Annotated in this window: 12 protein-coding genes; 3 read left to right on the top strand and 9 right to left on the bottom strand. The window is 64.0% G+C overall.

Annotated features, from left to right (window positions below; genetic code table 11):
• Complete coding sequence (locus DT070_RS13255) at window positions 1–921, bottom strand: LysR family transcriptional regulator (protein ID WP_122955822.1); 921 nt, start codon at window positions 919–921, stop codon at window positions 1–3.
• A 202-nt stretch (window positions 922–1,123) separates the two neighbouring features.
• On the opposite strand from DT070_RS13255, the gene DT070_RS13250 reads away from it, so the two are divergent.
• Window positions 1,124–1,867, top strand: coding sequence for an SDR family NAD(P)-dependent oxidoreductase (locus DT070_RS13250; protein ID WP_122957398.1), 744 nt, complete (start codon window positions 1,124–1,126; stop codon window positions 1,865–1,867).
• A gap of 53 nt (window positions 1,868–1,920) precedes the next feature.
• Complete coding sequence (locus DT070_RS13245; protein WP_122955821.1) at window positions 1,921–2,139, top strand: 2-hydroxymuconate tautomerase family protein; 219 nt, start codon at window positions 1,921–1,923, stop codon at window positions 2,137–2,139.
• Here DT070_RS13245 and DT070_RS13240 read toward each other — a convergent pair.
• Window positions 2,136–4,556: a cellulase family glycosylhydrolase gene (locus DT070_RS13240; RefSeq protein ID WP_122957397.1), complete on the bottom strand. Its 2,421-nt coding sequence runs from the start codon at window positions 4,554–4,556 to the stop codon at window positions 2,136–2,138. The genes DT070_RS13245 and DT070_RS13240 overlap by 4 nt on opposite strands.
• 316 nt (window positions 4,557–4,872) lie before the next feature.
• Between DT070_RS13240 and DT070_RS13235 the strand changes: the two genes are divergently transcribed.
• Window positions 4,873–6,075, top strand: a complete 1,203-nt coding sequence (locus DT070_RS13235) for a multidrug effflux MFS transporter (protein WP_122955820.1) — start codon at window positions 4,873–4,875, stop codon at window positions 6,073–6,075.
• Here DT070_RS13235 and DT070_RS13230 read toward each other — a convergent pair.
• From DT070_RS13230 to DT070_RS13200, 7 genes are all read right to left on the bottom strand, one after another.
• A complete protein-coding gene (locus tag DT070_RS13230) occupies window positions 6,072–6,929 on the bottom strand; it encodes a PA4780 family RIO1-like protein kinase (RefSeq protein WP_122957396.1) in 858 nt (285 codons plus the stop codon). The two genes, DT070_RS13235 and DT070_RS13230, sit on opposite strands and share 4 nt — an antisense overlap.
• A 96-nt stretch (window positions 6,930–7,025) precedes the next feature.
• Window positions 7,026–7,436: an RcnB family protein gene (locus DT070_RS13225; RefSeq protein ID WP_122955819.1), complete on the bottom strand. Its 411-nt coding sequence runs from the start codon at window positions 7,434–7,436 to the stop codon at window positions 7,026–7,028.
• A 104-nt stretch (window positions 7,437–7,540) separates the two neighbouring features.
• A complete protein-coding gene (locus DT070_RS13220; protein WP_228778498.1) occupies window positions 7,541–8,566 on the bottom strand; it encodes a tRNA-dihydrouridine synthase in 1,026 nt (341 codons plus the stop codon).
• Window positions 8,567–8,587: 21 nt separating this feature from the next.
• The gene (locus tag DT070_RS13215) at window positions 8,588–9,838 is read right to left on the bottom strand and encodes a class I SAM-dependent methyltransferase (RefSeq protein ID WP_122957395.1); all 1,251 of its coding nucleotides are present in this window, start codon (window positions 9,836–9,838) and stop codon (window positions 8,588–8,590) included.
• 226 nt (window positions 9,839–10,064) lie between these two features.
• Entirely contained in the window at window positions 10,065–10,607 is a 543-nt protein-coding gene (locus DT070_RS13210; RefSeq protein WP_153976367.1) for a hypothetical protein, read from the bottom strand.
• Window positions 10,608–10,922: 315 nt separating this feature from the next.
• Complete coding sequence (locus tag DT070_RS13205; protein ID WP_122955817.1) at window positions 10,923–12,329, bottom strand: efflux transporter outer membrane subunit; 1,407 nt, start codon at window positions 12,327–12,329, stop codon at window positions 10,923–10,925.
• Between the two features lie 37 nt (window positions 12,330–12,366).
• Window positions 12,367–15,600, bottom strand: coding sequence for an efflux RND transporter permease subunit (locus tag DT070_RS13200; RefSeq protein ID WP_122955816.1), 3,234 nt, complete (start codon window positions 15,598–15,600; stop codon window positions 12,367–12,369).
• Window positions 15,601–15,620: the final 20 nt, after the last annotated feature.

Genomic DNA, 15,620 nt, shown 5'->3' with positions numbered 1-15,620 from the left:
TCAACGCCTGGCCTTCGCCAGGTTTTCGACCAGGAACTCCACAAAAGTCCGCACGCGCAATGACAGATGCCGTGCGTGCGGGTACAGCAGAATGAAGGGCCGCGAGCTGCCGCCGAACTGCGGCATTACCTCCACCAGCTCGCCGCTCTTCAAATCTTTCTCCAGGATGTAGCGGTAGGTCTGCACCAGGCCCGCGCCGCTGCGCGCCAGCGTCGCAACACCCAGCACATCCTCCGAGCAGCAATAACTGCCCGGGGTTGCCACATCCACGTCCTTGCCGTCGACCCGAAACGTCCAGGGGATCCTGCGCCCCGTGCTGGGCAATTCAAACTGGATGCATTCGTGCTTTTGCAGGTCTTCCAGCGTCTTCGGTTTGCCGGCGCGCTTGAGGTATGAAGGCGTAGCGGCCAGCACCAGCTCTGCGTCTTCCAGCTTGCGCGCAATCAGGCTGGAGTCGTCCGGCGCACGCCCGCGTATCGCCAGGTCGTAGCCCTCGTCCGCAAAATCGATGTTGCGGTTGCTCAGGTGCACGTCGAGCTGCACCTGCGGATACAGCTTGCGAAATTTCGGCAGCAAAGGCAACACGCGGTAATGCGCATAAGGCGTCGGCATGCTGATGCGCAACAGCCCGGCCGGCGCGGCCTGCTCGCCCGTCACCAGGCGCTCGGCGTCCACCAGCTGCGACAAGGCCTGTCGGCACTGCTCGAAGTACACACGGCCTGCGTCGGTCAGCCTGATCTGCCGCGTGGTGCGCACAAAAAGGCGCACGCCCAGCCTTTCTTCCAGCCGCGAGACGGAGCGGCTCACGGCCGCCGGGGTGACGCTGGCCGCCGCCGCAGCGGCGGTAAAGCTGCTGAGTTCGGCCGCCAGGCAAAACAACTCAATGCTGCCGAGCAGCAGGTCGTCGAAGTTGCGTTTCATGGTGTTCCTTCGCCGGATATCAAGCTATTCATTACACCATGTACCAAGTAATTTGAGAAAACCTGTATTTATCTTCTTTGACCGCATCAATACAGTTCATCTCACCGAGACGAACAACCCATTCACCCCGGTTCGGCGCAGGCGTTCATCGTGAACTCCACACCGTTTCGTTAACCCACCAAGGAATACTGAAATGACTGAAATGAGCAACAGCAACAAAACCGTCGTCATCACCGGCGCATCCAGCGGCATCGGCTTCTCACTGGCAGAGGCTTACCTCAAACGCGGCTACAACGTGGTCGGCAATGCCCGCACCGCCGCGCGCCTGCAAGCCGCCGCCGCCAAGCTCGGCAACCCGGCCAACTTCATCGGCGTCGAAGGCGACATCGCCCAGGCCAGCACTGCCAAAAAATTGTTTGCCGAGGCGATTGCGCGCTTTGGCAAGGTCGACATCCTCGTCAACAACGCCGGCATCTTTACCGCCAAGCCGCTGGCCGACTACACCGAAGACGACCTGGAAACCATAGTCGGCACCAACCTGAAGGGCTTCTTCTACCCCTCGCAGCAAGCCGCCAAACACATGGCCGGCAACAAGCAAGGCCATATCGTGACGATCACCGCCAGCATCGCGATGCAGCCCACGATGAAAGTGCCTGCGCTGCTGCCGGTGCTGATCAAAGGCGGCCTGAACAACGCCACCCGTGCACTCGCGCTGGAGCTGGCCTCGTCGAACGTGAAGGTCTCGGCCGTGGCGCCCGGCATCATCGCGACGCCCATGCACAGCGATGACGAAGGCACCAAAGCCTTCTTCAAGACGCTCGCGCCGACCGCCAGCACCGGCGTGACGCAAGACATCGTGGATGCCGTGCTCTACCTGACGGATGCGCAGTTCACCACCGGTGTTGTGCTGGCGGTAGACGGCGGTGCATCGGCCGGTACCTGGTAATCCATCCCTTTTCATCCACCGGCGACAACGCCACAACCTGAGGAGTTTCTGTCATGCCTTATGTCAATATCCGCATCACCCGCGAAGGCGCCACGCCCGCGCAAAAGCTGCAGTTGATTGAAGGCGCCACCGACCTGCTGGTCAAGGTGCTGAACAAAAACCCGGCCACCACTTTTGTAATCATCGATGAGGTCGACACCGACAACTGGGGTGTCGCCGGTGAAAACGTGACCACCGTGCGCAAGCGGGAGGCGGCGAAAAAGCCGGCCTAGAGCGTCATGCCGGCGGTGCTGGCCAGGTAGCGCTCCAGCACCGCCAGCTCGGCCGCCGTGGGCGCCCCTTTGCCGGCAATCACCGCGTAGAGGTTGCCCCGAAAGCCTTCACGCGGGTAGTAGCTGACATAACCGCAGCCCATCAGCATCTGGCTGAAGGCGCTGGGCGCAAAGGTGGCGGCGCCGCTGGCAAGCTCGGCGGAATTGATGCGCAGCTTTTGCGTGCCGGCAACCGAGGTCAAGGCCAGCACCGCCGGCGTGTTGACTGCCAGCTTTGAAGGCGCCAGCAACTGCACTGTCAGCCCCTTGGCATCGATCCACCTGGCCCGCGGCTGGCCGTTGGTAAAACCCAGCTCCGACAGTTGCAGGTCTTCCGTTTTGGAGGCCTGGAAGGCTACACCCGTGTTGTTCGACGCAGGCACGCTGAGCGCCGCGATGGCAAAGTGCGCATCCTCAATGTTGTAGGGCACACGGTTGCGCGGATTGGGCTGCACCCCTGCCATGCGGGCTGATTTTTTGCACCAGAAACCGAAGGACTCCGGCACCGAATGGTCGGAGTTCTTCTTGCCGTTGGTCACACGCATGACGGGCAGCGACATCGGCCCCGCCGCGCCGTTGTCCTTGTTGATCCAGTTGATCATCTCCATCGCATTGCCCGGGCTGGAGCCATATCCCGAATCCGATACTGCTCGCACCACCTGCCCCGCCGCGGCCGGTGCGCCCAGCATGTAATCAGTGTGGCCGTCGGCCAGCTCCCACTTGCAGGCGCTGTATTTGGCGATGATGGCCAGCGCCGCGTCGGCGAGGCTGGTGGCCGCGTAAGCCACCGGGTCGGCCAATGAAAACACCTTGCGCGGCGGCGGCAACTGGCCGGCCAGTTGCCCATCGCTGATGTAGGTGAGCGTGGCAACCAGGTTGGCCGCAGGCGTGTAAGTAAAGCTGTCTTGCCCGTTCGCGCCGGCCGGAATGGTCAGCCGCGTTTTGCTGAACGTGCCGCCCTTGTTCGACGCCACTGTCAGCACCACCGGCTGGGCCAGGTTGCCGCGTGCATAGACCGTGATCGTCAAGGGTGTGCCCACCGGTGCGTAGCCCGGCCCGTCGTCGAACAGCGTTGCCTGCGCAATACCGATGGCGGCCTTCAACACGCCCGATACCGCCGGCTCCAGCGTTTTGCTCTGGTGCCAGCCGGGCACGTGGTTGATGGCGTAGTTGCGTATGGGCCAGTGGTTGCCGCCCATCCAGGTGTAGAGCTCGCAACCCGATTGCGCGGCGTACACCGCCACCTGCGCGAACATCGCTTCCCAGCGCGGGTCGTCAATCGGCATGCCGACTTCGGTGAGCGCCAGTTTCACACCCTTGGCCTTGGCCCAGTCGACGGCGATCTTCAAGCGGTCCACACCTGTCGATGCCTTGATGGGGCCGGAGCCGAAACCGGCGCTGTAGTTTTTGGCCACTTCGGTGTCGTAGTCAAAGAAGGCGCCGTTGCTGAAGGCGTCCAGGTACATATGGACTTCATAAACCAGGTTGGCGCCCGCTAGCGGAAAGCCCGGGTTTTTGGTGCCGATCACCATGGCCGAGTCGTACTGGTTGCCCGCCACATAGATCGGGTTGATGGGATCGACCGCGCGTATCGCCTGGACGGCCGCCTGCGCAAACGTCGGCCAGATCGTCAGGTCTTCACCGCCCTTCACCGCTTCTTCGTTTGACGCGATGACGCCGCCGGGCTTGGGCATGTCGTGCGGCTCGTTCATGAGGCCGTAGCCGCCAAAGCCGGGGTGGTCCTTCCACTTCGCGGCCGCGCGCGTCCAGAAATCGGCGAAGTGCGCGGGCTTGAGCGTCGCGCCCGCCGCGAGCGAAAAAATCCGCGACTGGATCTGCACCGCGTCGGTGGTGTAGGGCCGCATGGGCGCGGGCGGCACGGTCAGGCCGATCACCGAGCCGTCGGGCTGGAAGCGGAAGTCCTGGTAACGGCCGTAGTTGTGGTTGTCGATGATGCAGCGCGTGCCGGCGGCCGCATGGGCGTCGAGCACGCCGGTGATGAAACTTTCATACCCCACATGAAAGACGCCCGGGTTGCCGATAGCGGCCTTTGCGGCGGCATTGGCCTGCGTGTCATGCAGCATGGGCTGGAGCAGCTCCCACTGGATGGGCAGCCTGTTTTTGCTGAAGCCGCAGGCGGCCAGGTAAGCCACGTCGGCCTTGCGCGGCACGGTGAAATGCAGGTTGGGCGCCGAACTGGTGTTGGCGCGCAAGCCGGGCTTGGCCCATTCCATGCCCGAAAGGTTGGTGCCCATCGCGGGCATGCCGGCGGCGGCGCGTGCGGCCGCGGCCTGGGCCAGGCGGCTCACCGCGAGAGGGCCCAGCGCGGCCAGCGCAGCCGCAGCCAGGGCTGCTTGAGAAAATTCGCGTCTTTGCATCGGAAAGCTTCCCTTTTTCTTCATGTCTTTGTTGGTGAAGACTCAGGTTAAGCCCGGTATTTCCGCTTCATTACAGTTTGAAGCAAGGCAGTGTCCCGCTTACATTTCAGGTTCTTTCGGCCCTGTCAGTCCTGACAGGTTTTTGCGCGGCGCCAGCACGCAGGCGCGAGGTCGGCGACAATGGCGGCAGGTTTTTTCGCCGGTGTTGCAAGGCTCACGCACTCGCAATGACGGCTTTCACCATGCCGTTTTGTGCGAGGCCCAGGTCCGCCACCTGCATGCACGACCGGCCTGTTTCACTTCCCCCCTTCCATCCATGACCAAAAGTTTTTTCCGGGCAGCCCTGGTGCTGGGTTTGCTGTCCGCCATCGGCCCTTTCGCCATCGACATGTACCTGCCCGCCCTGCCCTCCATCGGGCAGACGCTGGGCGCCTCCATGGGTGCGGTGCAGGCCAGCCTGATGGCTTTCTTCATCTCGCTGGGCATAGGGCAAATCATTTACGGCCCGGTGTCCGACATGATCGGCCGCAAGGCGCCGCTCTACTTCGGCCTGGTGCTGTTCGCCGCCGGCAGCATCGGCTGCGCGCTGGCGCCCGACATCCACACGCTGGTCGTGCTGCGTTTCATCCAGGGCCTGGGCGCCTGCGCCGGCATGGTGGTGCCGCGCGCCATCGTGCGCGACCTGCACACCGGCCACGATGCCGCACGCCTGATGTCCTTGCTGATGCTGGTCTTCAGCGTCTCGCCCATCCTGGCGCCGCTGGCCGGCAGCATCCTGATTGAGTCCTTCGGCTGGCGCAGCGTGTTCTGGGCCGTGACCGTGGCCGCTGCCGCCGGGCTGCTGCTGGTGGGCTTCACCCTGCCCGAGACACGCCCGCCCGAGCAGCGCGTGGACAGCAGTTTCGGCAGCGCACTCACCGCCTACGGCATCCTGCTGCGCGACCGCCATTTCATGGGCCTGGTGTTCATCGGCGCCTTCGGTATCTCCAGCTTCTTTGCTTACCTGGCCAATTCTTCTTTTGTGCTGATTGACCACTACGGCCTGACGCCGCGCCAGTACAGCATCGCCTTTGCCGTCAATGCAGCCTCCTTCATCGGGGTGTCGCAGTTCACCGGCAAGCTGGCCGCGCGTTTTGGCCTGGAGCCTATCGTGAAGGTGGCGGTCACCGGCTACGCGGTGGTGATGACGCTGCTTCTGGTGCTCAACATCGCAGGCATAGAGCGGCTGGACGTGATGATTGCGCTGCTGCTGGTGGGTTACGGCTTCCTAGGCCTGGTGGTGCCCACCACCGCCGTGCTCGCGCTGGAAGAACACGGCGCCATCGCCGGCACCGCATCGGCCCTGATGGGCACCCTGCAGTTTGTGACCGGCGCGGTGGTGATGGCGCTGGTCGGCGTGTTTGCCGACGGCAGCGCCCTGCCCATGGTCGCGGGGATCGCCGGCTGCGGGCTGCTGGCGTATGCGATGACGCGCATCACGCTGGGCGGTGTGCGCGCAGCCCCCGCCGCTGCGCCCTAAACCTGCTGCATCCGCAGACGCCGCGCCGCTTCTTCAGCACGCGCATCGTCAATCTCGCCCATCACCGCGCCCAGGTTGACGGGGCCGGTCTTGTGCGCGAAGCGGCCCGTCAACGCCGTCTCGGGCTGCAGCACGCCGCGCTGGTACAGATCCCAGATCTCGCTGCCGTAATCGGTGCGCAGCAACTCCGGCGCAAAGCGGCCGAAGAAAGCGCGCAGGTTGGCCACGTCGCGCAGCAACATGCGGCCGGCGTGGTTGTTGCCCGCCGCGTCGACTGCCTGCGGCAAATCGATGATGACCGGGCCAGGCTGGCCGTCCGTCACGCCCAGCAGGATATTGAACTCTGACAAATCGCCGTGCACGACGCCGGCGCACAGCATGCGTACCACTTCCTTGAGCAGGGTGGCGTGGTGCAGGCGCGCATCTTCGGCGCTGAACTCCACGTCGTTCAATCGCGGCGCTGCGTCGCCATGCTCGTCCGTCACCAGTTCCATCAGCAAAACACCATCGCAAAAATTATGGGGTTTAGGCACCCGCACACCGGCAGCGGCCAGGCGGTACAGCGCATCGACCTCGGCGCTTTGCCAGGCAGCCTCGGTCGCCTCGCGGCCAAAGCGTGTGCCCTTGGCCATGGCGCGCGCCTGGCGCGTGTTCTTGACCTTGCGGTTTTCGGTGTAGTCCACCGCCTGCCGAAAGCTTCGTTCGGTCGCGTCCTTGTAGACCTTGGCGCAGCGGGTTTCGTCGCCGCAGCGCACCACGTAGACCATCGCCTCCTTGCCGCTCATGAGCTGACGCACGACGGTGTCGATCAGGCCTTCCTCCAGCAGCGACTGCAATCTCTTCGGTGTTTTCATAAAGCCCATTTTGCGCTTGCGCGCCGCAAGGTCGAAAAAAAGCCTGCCCGTGTGAACAGGCAGGCTGGTGTGAACCGGGTTGCAATCAGGTCGCTATCAATTGTTGAGCACCAGCTGCGCGATCACACCGGTGGCGATGGCGATCAGCGCGTAATCCGTGCCGACCTGCACCCACTGCTGGCCGCGCTGTGGCGCATGCAGGTGGCGGCCGCGCCAGTCGTTGACCACATAGTGACGGCCGCGGTATTCATTGGGCACACGGGCGCCGCGGTAAAACTGCCGGCCGTGGCCGTCAAAGTGGCGGTCATTGCGCACGTCGCGGCGGTCAAAGCCGCGTGGGCCGTGGCCATACGCATGACCCTGGGCAGGTGCATACACAGGGCCTTGCTGCTGATACCGGGGCGCCTCACCCCTTGGGCCGCGTCCGTCATAGCCCTGCGCGAACGAGAGCGAGGCAAAGCCCAGCGAGGCGGCTGCTATGGCGCACACAATGGCTTTTGATTTCATGATCGACTCCTTGGTTGGTGAGTCTTCATGGTGTTCCCCTGCGGTGTAGGGGTTGCAAAGCCGCGGGGGTGTTTGTGTAAAGCCTGGTTGCAAACTGTGCGGGCTTAAACCAACGCCGCCGCAGGCATGTGCGACGCACCCAAGGAAAGCCTGCTGCCTTCACTGTCTTGCAACAGGCGCGCCAGCCATGCATCCACCACCGCCGGGTCGTTAATGATTTTGATGGCCTGATACGCGACTTCCGCCTCGGGAAACCGCCGCCGCAAAAAATTAAGCCACTGCTTGAGCCGCCCGGCCCTGGCCCGCGGCTCGATGCGCGAACAAACGATGTGCCAGAAGTCGTGGATCAGCGGCAACAAGGCCGGCCAGCTCACCGCCGACTGTTGGCCCAGGCGGTCAGCCTTGATCGCCAGCCCCAGCCCCGGGTCGCGCACCGCGCCACGGCCGATCATCAACATGTCGCAGCCGGAAACTTCACGGCAGCGGCGCGCATCTTCGACCGTCCAGATTTCACCGTTGGCCACGACCGGAATTTTGACGGCCTCGCGGATGTCGGCAATGCGCTCCCAGTAGGCCGGCGGCCGGTAGGCCTGGGCCTTGGTGCGGCCATGCACGACGAGCTCGCCCGCGCCGCCGGCCTCGATCGCCAGCGCGCACTCCACGGCCCGCGCATCGTCGTCGTAGCCCAGGCGCATCTTGGCCGACACCGGCATATGCGCGGGCACCGCGCGGCGCACCGCACCCACCACAGCCGTCAGGGTTTCGGGCTCTCTCAGCAACGACGCGCCGCCGCCATGGCGGTTGACCACCGCCGCCGGGCAACCGAAATTCAGGTCAATGCCGGCGGGGCCAAGGCCCGCGAGCCGCGCGGCGTTTTCCGCCATGCAGCCCGGGTCTGAACCCAGCAGTTGGGCGCGCACCGGCACGCCGGCCAGCGTGCGGCCGCCGTTGTGCAGTTCGGGCACGATGCGCAAAAACACCCGCTCGGGCAGCAACTGGTCGGTGATGCGGATGAATTCAGACACGCAGCGGTCTATGCCGCCCACGCGGGTGAGGATGTCGCGCAGCACAAAATCCAGCAAACCCTCCATCGGGGCCAGCAGGACGGTCTCGCGTGTCTCGGCTTTCATCGCACCCACAAGCTCCAGGGTTTATTTGGCAGCCAAGCGCCACAAGGACGTGACTTCAGCCGCGCGCGCCGCATGCAATGCATCGGTGGCGTCAGCAGCCTTGGGGTGATGCGGCTGTGCGTCCAGCCGGTCAATCACTTTGAGGCCGGCGGTGTCTATCGCGGCGAGCAGCCAGGGGCGCGTGCGCAGGCCCAGGTGCTCGGCGATGTCCGACAGGATCAGCCAGCCCTCACCCTTGGGCTCCAGGTGCGCCGCCAGGCCATTCAGGAAGCCCAGCAGCATGCGGCTGTCTTCGTCATACACCGCGTGCTCAATCGGCGAGCCCGGGCGTGCCGGCAACCACGGCGGGTTGCACACAATGATGTGCGCCTTGCCTTCCGGGAACAGGTTGGCCTCACGCACTTCGATTTGCGGAAAGCCCAGCCGTTTGAGGTTGTCACGCGCACACGCCAGCGCGCGCGGGTCCTGGTCTGTGGCGATCACGCGCTGCACACCGCTACGCAGCGCTAGCACGGCGGCCAGCACGCCGGTGCCGGTGCCGATGTCAAAACCCAGCAGGTCGTCGGTGCCCTCAGGCACAGGCGCCTGCGCGACGAGGTCAATGTATTCACCCCGCACCGGCGAGAACACGCCGTAATGCGGGTGGATGCGGTTGTGCGGCCCTTCTTCGCCCAGCGCTGGAATGGGCACGCCCTTGCGGCGCCATTCGTGCGAGCTGATGAAGCCCATCAGCTCACGCAGCGACGCCACCGAAGAACCGTTTCCTTCTTTGGCAGGACCCCAGGCTTCAGAGCAGGCCTTCTTCGCATCCGGCGCACGGCGCAACGGGATGCTGTAGTCGGCATCAAACGGGATCAGCACCATGCTGAGCACACGGGCGCGCTGCGCCTGGGCCTGGCGGTGCAGGTGAAAGGCTTCGGGGAAAACGGGCGCTGCAGCCACCGGTGCAGCAACGGCTTCACCGGGTTTCGTGTCTTTCACGCGCTTCTCGCGCTTGGGTTTGGCCGGCTTGTCGACACGGCGCGCCAGGGCCTGCAGCAGCAAACGCGCATTCTGGAAGTCACCCCGCCAAAGCAGTCCCGTGCCTTCGCAGGCCAGCCGGTAAGCCGTGTCGGCCGCCATGCTGTCATCGGCGACAACGACTTTTTTGGGCGGGTTGGCGCCCCGCTCGGAGCGCCAGCGCGCAGAACGCGCTTGGCCGCCCTCTGTCCAGTGGATAAGGGGGGCAGCGCCGGCAGGGGCTGGGCTGGAGGTCGTTGGGGTCGTGGTCATCAGGGGAGCGTCAAAAGAGCGAAAAGCGCCGAAGCGAACCGACTGTTTTAACAGATGGGCCTTCAAACGCCTCACGCAGGGCTGATCAGCCAGGCTCCCCCGCCGTGCCTCTACCCGACTTTTACAAGCCAAATCGGGCTCCAGCCCAATACCCACCTTGGCAAGCAGCTATCAAACTTGTAGCAACTGCCCTACCCTCCCGGGAATCCCCGCTACCCACAGAGGCTCAATCGCCAAAAATCTCCCGGGGCGCCTTGATGCAGGGAGCGTCAGCCTTTCTCTCTTCCAGGGTAGGGGTCAGGGGATAAGAGAAAACGACAGTTTTCACATTCTTCGATCCCTTGAAACCTTCTTCGTCCGGCATGGAAAAACCCAGGGTCGCACATGTCCCCGTCGAGCCCATTTCGTAGCGTTTGAACCCAGGATCGATCTTGAAAGCATAGGCGGCGCTGCAGGCCCTTTTTGTGCTGATGTCGTATTCGGAGGCCACCGCAACAGCGACGAGGTCACCGGGGTGCGCGTTGAATACGCGCTTGTACGATCCACCCATCAACTGGCTTTTCAGCCTTTTTTGCCTCAAACAGCCGTTCTCGTCCGGCTCCAGCTTGAACACGACGCCCGTCACGGCATAGGTGTGGTTTGGCTGGGAAATGATCACTTTGACAGGAGCCGCCTCATCAGTCTGTGCGAGCGGCGGCATGGTTTTCACACAGGCCGTAAGCGTCAATGCGGCGCCAATGGCCATAAAAACCCGAACGTTCAACTTCATTCTTTTCCCCCTGGTTTGTTCTAAAAAAACGGAAACTTGTTGAACGGATGGTAGCTGCCCGGCATGGGCCGGCAGGCGCCGCCTGCATGAAATGAAAACGGCGCTACACAAGGTGAGCGCCGACAGGGGTGGTCAATTAGCAGTCAAATCGGGCTCCAGCCCAATACCCACCTTGGCAAGCAGCTATTAAATCGATAGCAAACCCAAATTCCCCCAAGCAAGGGCGCCGCGGAACTGGCTTTGCCAGGCCGCAAGCGCCGTCCCCTGCAAGGGGAGAGGAAGCTACACGAAGTGAGCCTCAACAGGGGTGTGCAATCAGACTGTCCAGCCACCACCCAGCGCCCGGATCAAGCCCACCGTCGCCAGGTACTGCGAAGTCTTCACCTGCAGCGCCTGGCGGCGGTTGCGCAGCTCGCTGCGCTGGGCGTCCAGCAGTTCGAGCTGGCTGACAAAGCCGTTGCGATAGCGTGAATCCGACAGCACGGTGGCGCGTGTGGCAGACGCCACCGAGCGCGACTGCGCTTCCGATTGCTCCGCCAGCAGGCGCAGGGCCGAAAGCTGGTCTTCCACATCCTTGAAGGCGACCAGAATCTGTTCACGGTAGTTGGCCAGCGCGATGTCGAGTTCTGCATTGGCGTTCTGCACGCCGGCCTGGCGGCGGCCGCCGTCAAAGATCGGCAGCGACAGCAATGCGCCCACGCCCCAGGCCTGGGTGGAGACCTTGAACAGGTCCTGGATCTGCGGCGCGGCATAACCGCCGTTGCCCGTCAGCGAGAAGGTCGGGAACCAGGCGGCCTTGGCCACACCCACGCGGGCCTGCGCGGCCTGCATGGTGGTTTGCGCGGCCGATACATCAGGGCGGCGCTCCAGCACGGTGCTCGGCACACCGGCCGGAATCACCGGCAAGGCGGTCGACCACTCGGTGGGTGCAACGGCAAAGTTCGAAGCCACCTCGCCCACCAGCACGGCCAGCGCGTGTTCCAGCTCGGCGCGGCGGCGGTCCAGCGCCAGCGCTTCGGATTCAGTCGATGCCACCTCGGTGCGCACGCGGGCTACGTCGAGTTCGGCCACGTCGCCTTCCTTGAAGCGGACTTCCGTCAGGCGCAGCGTGTTGCGGTAGGCCTGCAGTGTGTCGCGCACCAGCGTGCGCTCGGTGTCCAGCGCGCGCAGGTTCAGGTAGGTTTGTGCCACGTCGGCCTGCACCAGCAGCTGGGTGCTGCGCAGCAGGGCTTCGCGGGATTTGGCGTCCAGCGAGGCGGCATCGGAGTTGAGCGACAGCTTGCCGATCAAATCGACTTCATACGAGAAGTTGGCCGCGGCCGTCACCGTGGTTTGCGCCACGCGGTTGGTGGTGATGTTGCTCTGGCGCACGGCGCCGCCGCTCAGGCCCACTTGCGGCAGGCGGTCGGCGTCGGTGTTGCGCAGGATGGCGCGCGCCTGGGCCAGGCGGCCGGCGGCCACTTTCACGCTGTTGTTGTTATGGCCGGCCTGCTCGACCAGCTGGTCGAGCACGGGGTCGGCAAACACCTTCCACCAGGTGCCCTGCGATTGCGGGGCCGTCGCTGCGGCAGTGGCTGTCGCGGTCGCATTCTCTTTATACGCTGCGGGCGCTGCGGGGATGCTGGCCGGGTCTACCGATGCGCTGGTGGCGCAACCGGCCAGCACCAGGGCGGCCAGCAGCGGCAGCAAGGCGGTGCGCAGTTTTGATGTTGTGCGGTTCATGATGAACTCCTTAACGTGATCTGAGTGATGCTTGTTGTTATTCGTGAAGCTTGAGGGGCGCTGCGGGTTGCGCGTGGGCACCTGCACCACCGGCGCCGGCAAAGGCTTCGATGTGCGGCACTTCACCGTGCAGCTTGAGCGGACGGTTGCCCGTCAGCGCGCGCAGCGTGACGTAGAACACCGGCGTGAGGAAGAGGCCGAAAGCCGTCACCCCGATCATTCCGGAGAACACCGCCACACCCATCGCGTGGCGCATTTCGGCGCCGGCGCCCGTCGACAGCACCAGGGGCAGCACGCCCATGATGAAGGCCAGCGAGGTCATCAGGATGGGGCGCAGGCGCAGGCGGCTGGCTTCAATCGCGGCCTGCAGCGGGGTACGCCCGGCAAACTCCAGCTCACGCGCAAACTCCACAATCAGGATGGCGTTCTTCGCCGACAGCCCCACCAGCACGATCAAGCCGATCTGCGTGAAGATGTTGTTGTCACCGCCGGTCAGCTTCACGCCCAGCATGGCGGCCAAGAGGCCCATGGGCACGATCAGCACGATGGCGATCGGCAAGGTCAGGCTTTCATACTGCGCGGCCAGCACCAGGAAGACCAGCAGCAGGGCCAGCGGGAACACCCACATGGCGGAATTGCCGGCAATGATTTCCTGGTACGTCAAGTCCGTCCATTCGTAGCTGATACCGGGCGGCAGGGTTTCCGCCGCAATGCGGGCGACCGCATCCTGTGCCTGGCCCGAGGAATAACCGGGCGCGGCGCCGCCGTTGATGTCAGCCGAGAGGAAGCCGTTGTAGCGCATGGCGCGTTCAGGGCCGAAGCTCGGCGTGACCTTCATCAGCGCCGACAGGGGCACCATCTCGCCGGTGGCCGAGCGTACTTTCAGCAGGCCGATGTCTTCGGCACGGGCGCGGTAAGGCGCATCCGCCTGCACACGCACGCTGTATGTGCGGCCGAACTTGTTGAAGTCGTTGGCGTACAGGCTGCCCAGGTAGATCTGCATGGTGTCGAACACGTCGGTCACCGGCACGCCAAGCTGGCGGGCCTTGGTGCGGTCGATGTCGGCGTAAAGCTGAGGCACATTGACCTGGAAGCTCGAGAACATGCCGGCCAGCTCTGGCGTCTGGTAGGCCTTGGCCATAAAGGCCTTGGTGGCTTTGTCCAGCTCTTCATAGCCGAGCGACGCGCGGTCTTCCAGCTGCAGCTTGAAGCCGCCGGTGGTGCCCAGGCCCTGCACAGGCGGCGGCGGGAACATCGCGATAAACGCTTCCTGGATGCCGCCGAACTTGCCGTTCAATTGGCCCGCAATGGCGCCGGCGCTGAGGTCGGCGGTGGTGCGCTGGTCAAACGGTTTGAGCGACAGGAACACGATGCCCGAGTTGGAGCTGTTGGTAAAACCGTTGATCGACAGGCCCGGGAAGGCAATCGCATGCTCCACGCCGGGTTGCTTCATGGCGATGTCGCTGATGCGGCGGATCACGTCTTCGGTGCGGTCCAGCGTGGCGCCGTCAGGCAGCTGGGCAAAACCGATCAGGTACTGCTTGTCCTGGCCGGGCACAAAACCGCTGGGCACAGCCTTGAAGAGGCCCGTGGTGGCCAGCACCAGCACCCCATACACCACCAACATGATCGCCTTGCGCGAGATCGCGCCCTTGACACCGCGGCTGTAGTTTTCAGAACCGCGGCTGAAGGCCTTGTTGAAGGCATTGAAGAAGCGGCCGAAGACCTTGTCCATGCCGCGGGTCAGCGCGTCTTTCGGTGCATCGTGGCCCTTGAGCAGCAAGGCGGCCAGCGCGGGCGACAGCGTCAGCGAGTTGATCGCCGAGATCACGGTCGAGATCGCAATCGTCAGCGCGAACTGCTTGTAGAACTGGCCCGACAGGCCGGTGATGAAAGCCAGCGGCACGAACACGGCGATCAGCACCAGCGCAATCGCGATGATGGGCCCCGACACCTCCCGCATGGCGCGGTAGGTGGCGTCACGCGGACTCAGGCCGGCCTCGATGTTGCGCTCCACGTTTTCCACCACCACGATGGCGTCGTCCACCACAATGCCGATGGCCAGCACCAGCCCGAACAGGCTGAGCGCGTTGATCGAAAAACCAAAGAGGTGCATCACCGCGAAGGTGCCGATGACCGAAATGGGCACCGCCAGCAGCGGGATGATGGAAGCGCGCCAGGTCTGCAAAAAGATGATCACAACCAGCACGACCAGCGCCACGGCTTCGAGCAGCGTGTGCACCACGGCCTCGATGGAAGAGCGCACGAACTGCGTGGTGTCGTAAACGATTTCGTAGTCCACGCCTTCAGGCATGCTCTTTTTGAGCTCCTTCATCACGGCCTGGACGTCGTCCGAGATCTGGATGGCGTTGGAGCCCGGAGCGGCAAACACCGGCACGGCGACGGCCTGCTTGTTGTCCAGCAGGGAGCGCAGCGCGTAATCCGAAGCGCCCAGCTCAAGGCGCGAGATATCGCGCAGGCGCGTCACGGCGCCGCCCTTGTCGGTCTTGACGATGATGTCGCCGAACTCTTCTTCGCTTTGCAGGCGGCCCTGGGCATTGATGGACAGTTGCATGTCCACGCCGGGCAAACCGGGCGAAGCACCCACCACGCCGGCGGCGGCCTGGATGTTCTGCTCGCGGATGGCGCGCACCACGTCGCCGGCGGACAAACCGCGCTCAGCCACTTTTTGCGGGTCCAGCCAGACGCGCATGGAATAGTCGCCCGAACCGAACAGCTGCACCTGGCCCACGCCGTTGATGCGCGCCAGGCGGTCCTTGACATTGAGCACCGCGTAGTTGCGCAGGTAGGTCATGTCATAGCGGTCGTTGGGCGAGAGCAAGTGCACCACCATCGTGAGGTCGGGTGAGCTCTTGATGGTCGTGATGCCCAGGCGGCGCACTTCTTCAGGCAGGCGCGGTTCGGCTTGCGAGACGCGGTTTTGCACCAGCTGCTGGGCCTTGTCGGGGTCGGTGCCCAGCTTGAAGGTGACGTTCAGCGTCATGATGCCGTCCGTCGTGGCCTGGCTGCTCATGTAGAGCATGCCGTCCACGCCGTTAATGGATTCCTCCAGCGGCGTGGCCACGGTCTCGGCAATCACCTTGGGGTTGGCGCCGGGGTAGTTGGCGCGCACCACCACCGTGGGCGGCACGACATCGGGGTATTCGGCGATCGGCAGCGAGCGCAGCGCGATCAGTCCGGCGATGAACATCAATAGCGAAAGCACGCCGGCAAAGATCGGCCGGTCAATAAAAAATTTCGATAGATTCATGGCGATTCTTCTTGTTCAGG

This window comes from Polaromonas sp. SP1 (assembly GCF_003711205.1).
GTDB lineage: Bacteria > Pseudomonadota > Gammaproteobacteria > Burkholderiales > Burkholderiaceae_C > Polaromonas.
The sequence above is the reverse complement of the archived record's forward strand: the minus strand, read 5'-3'. Positions and strand labels throughout refer to the sequence as shown.

Coding starts and splice junctions, on each gene's coding strand:
- DT070_RS13255 (WP_122955822.1), bottom strand. CDS start 921: ATGAAACGCAACTTCGACGACCTGCTGCTCGGCAGCATTGAGTTGTTT.
- DT070_RS13250 (WP_122957398.1), top strand. CDS start 1,124: ATGAGCAACAGCAACAAAACCGTCGTCATCACCGGCGCATCCAGCGGC.
- DT070_RS13245 (WP_122955821.1), top strand. CDS start 1,921: ATGCCTTATGTCAATATCCGCATCACCCGCGAAGGCGCCACGCCCGCG.
- DT070_RS13240 (WP_122957397.1), bottom strand. CDS start 4,556: ATGCAAAGACGCGAATTTTCTCAAGCAGCCCTGGCTGCGGCTGCGCTG.
- DT070_RS13235 (WP_122955820.1), top strand. CDS start 4,873: ATGACCAAAAGTTTTTTCCGGGCAGCCCTGGTGCTGGGTTTGCTGTCC.
- DT070_RS13230 (WP_122957396.1), bottom strand. CDS start 6,929: ATGAAAACACCGAAGAGATTGCAGTCGCTGCTGGAGGAAGGCCTGATC.
- DT070_RS13225 (WP_122955819.1), bottom strand. CDS start 7,436: ATGAAATCAAAAGCCATTGTGTGCGCCATAGCAGCCGCCTCGCTGGGC.
- DT070_RS13220 (WP_228778498.1), bottom strand. CDS start 8,566: ATGAAAGCCGAGACACGCGAGACCGTCCTGCTGGCCCCGATGGAGGGT.
- DT070_RS13215 (WP_122957395.1), bottom strand. CDS start 9,838: ATGACCACGACCCCAACGACCTCCAGCCCAGCCCCTGCCGGCGCTGCC.
- DT070_RS13210 (WP_153976367.1), bottom strand. CDS start 10,607: ATGAAGTTGAACGTTCGGGTTTTTATGGCCATTGGCGCCGCATTGACG.
- DT070_RS13205 (WP_122955817.1), bottom strand. CDS start 12,329: ATGAACCGCACAACATCAAAACTGCGCACCGCCTTGCTGCCGCTGCTG.
- DT070_RS13200 (WP_122955816.1), bottom strand. CDS start 15,600: ATGAATCTATCGAAATTTTTTATTGACCGGCCGATCTTTGCCGGCGTG.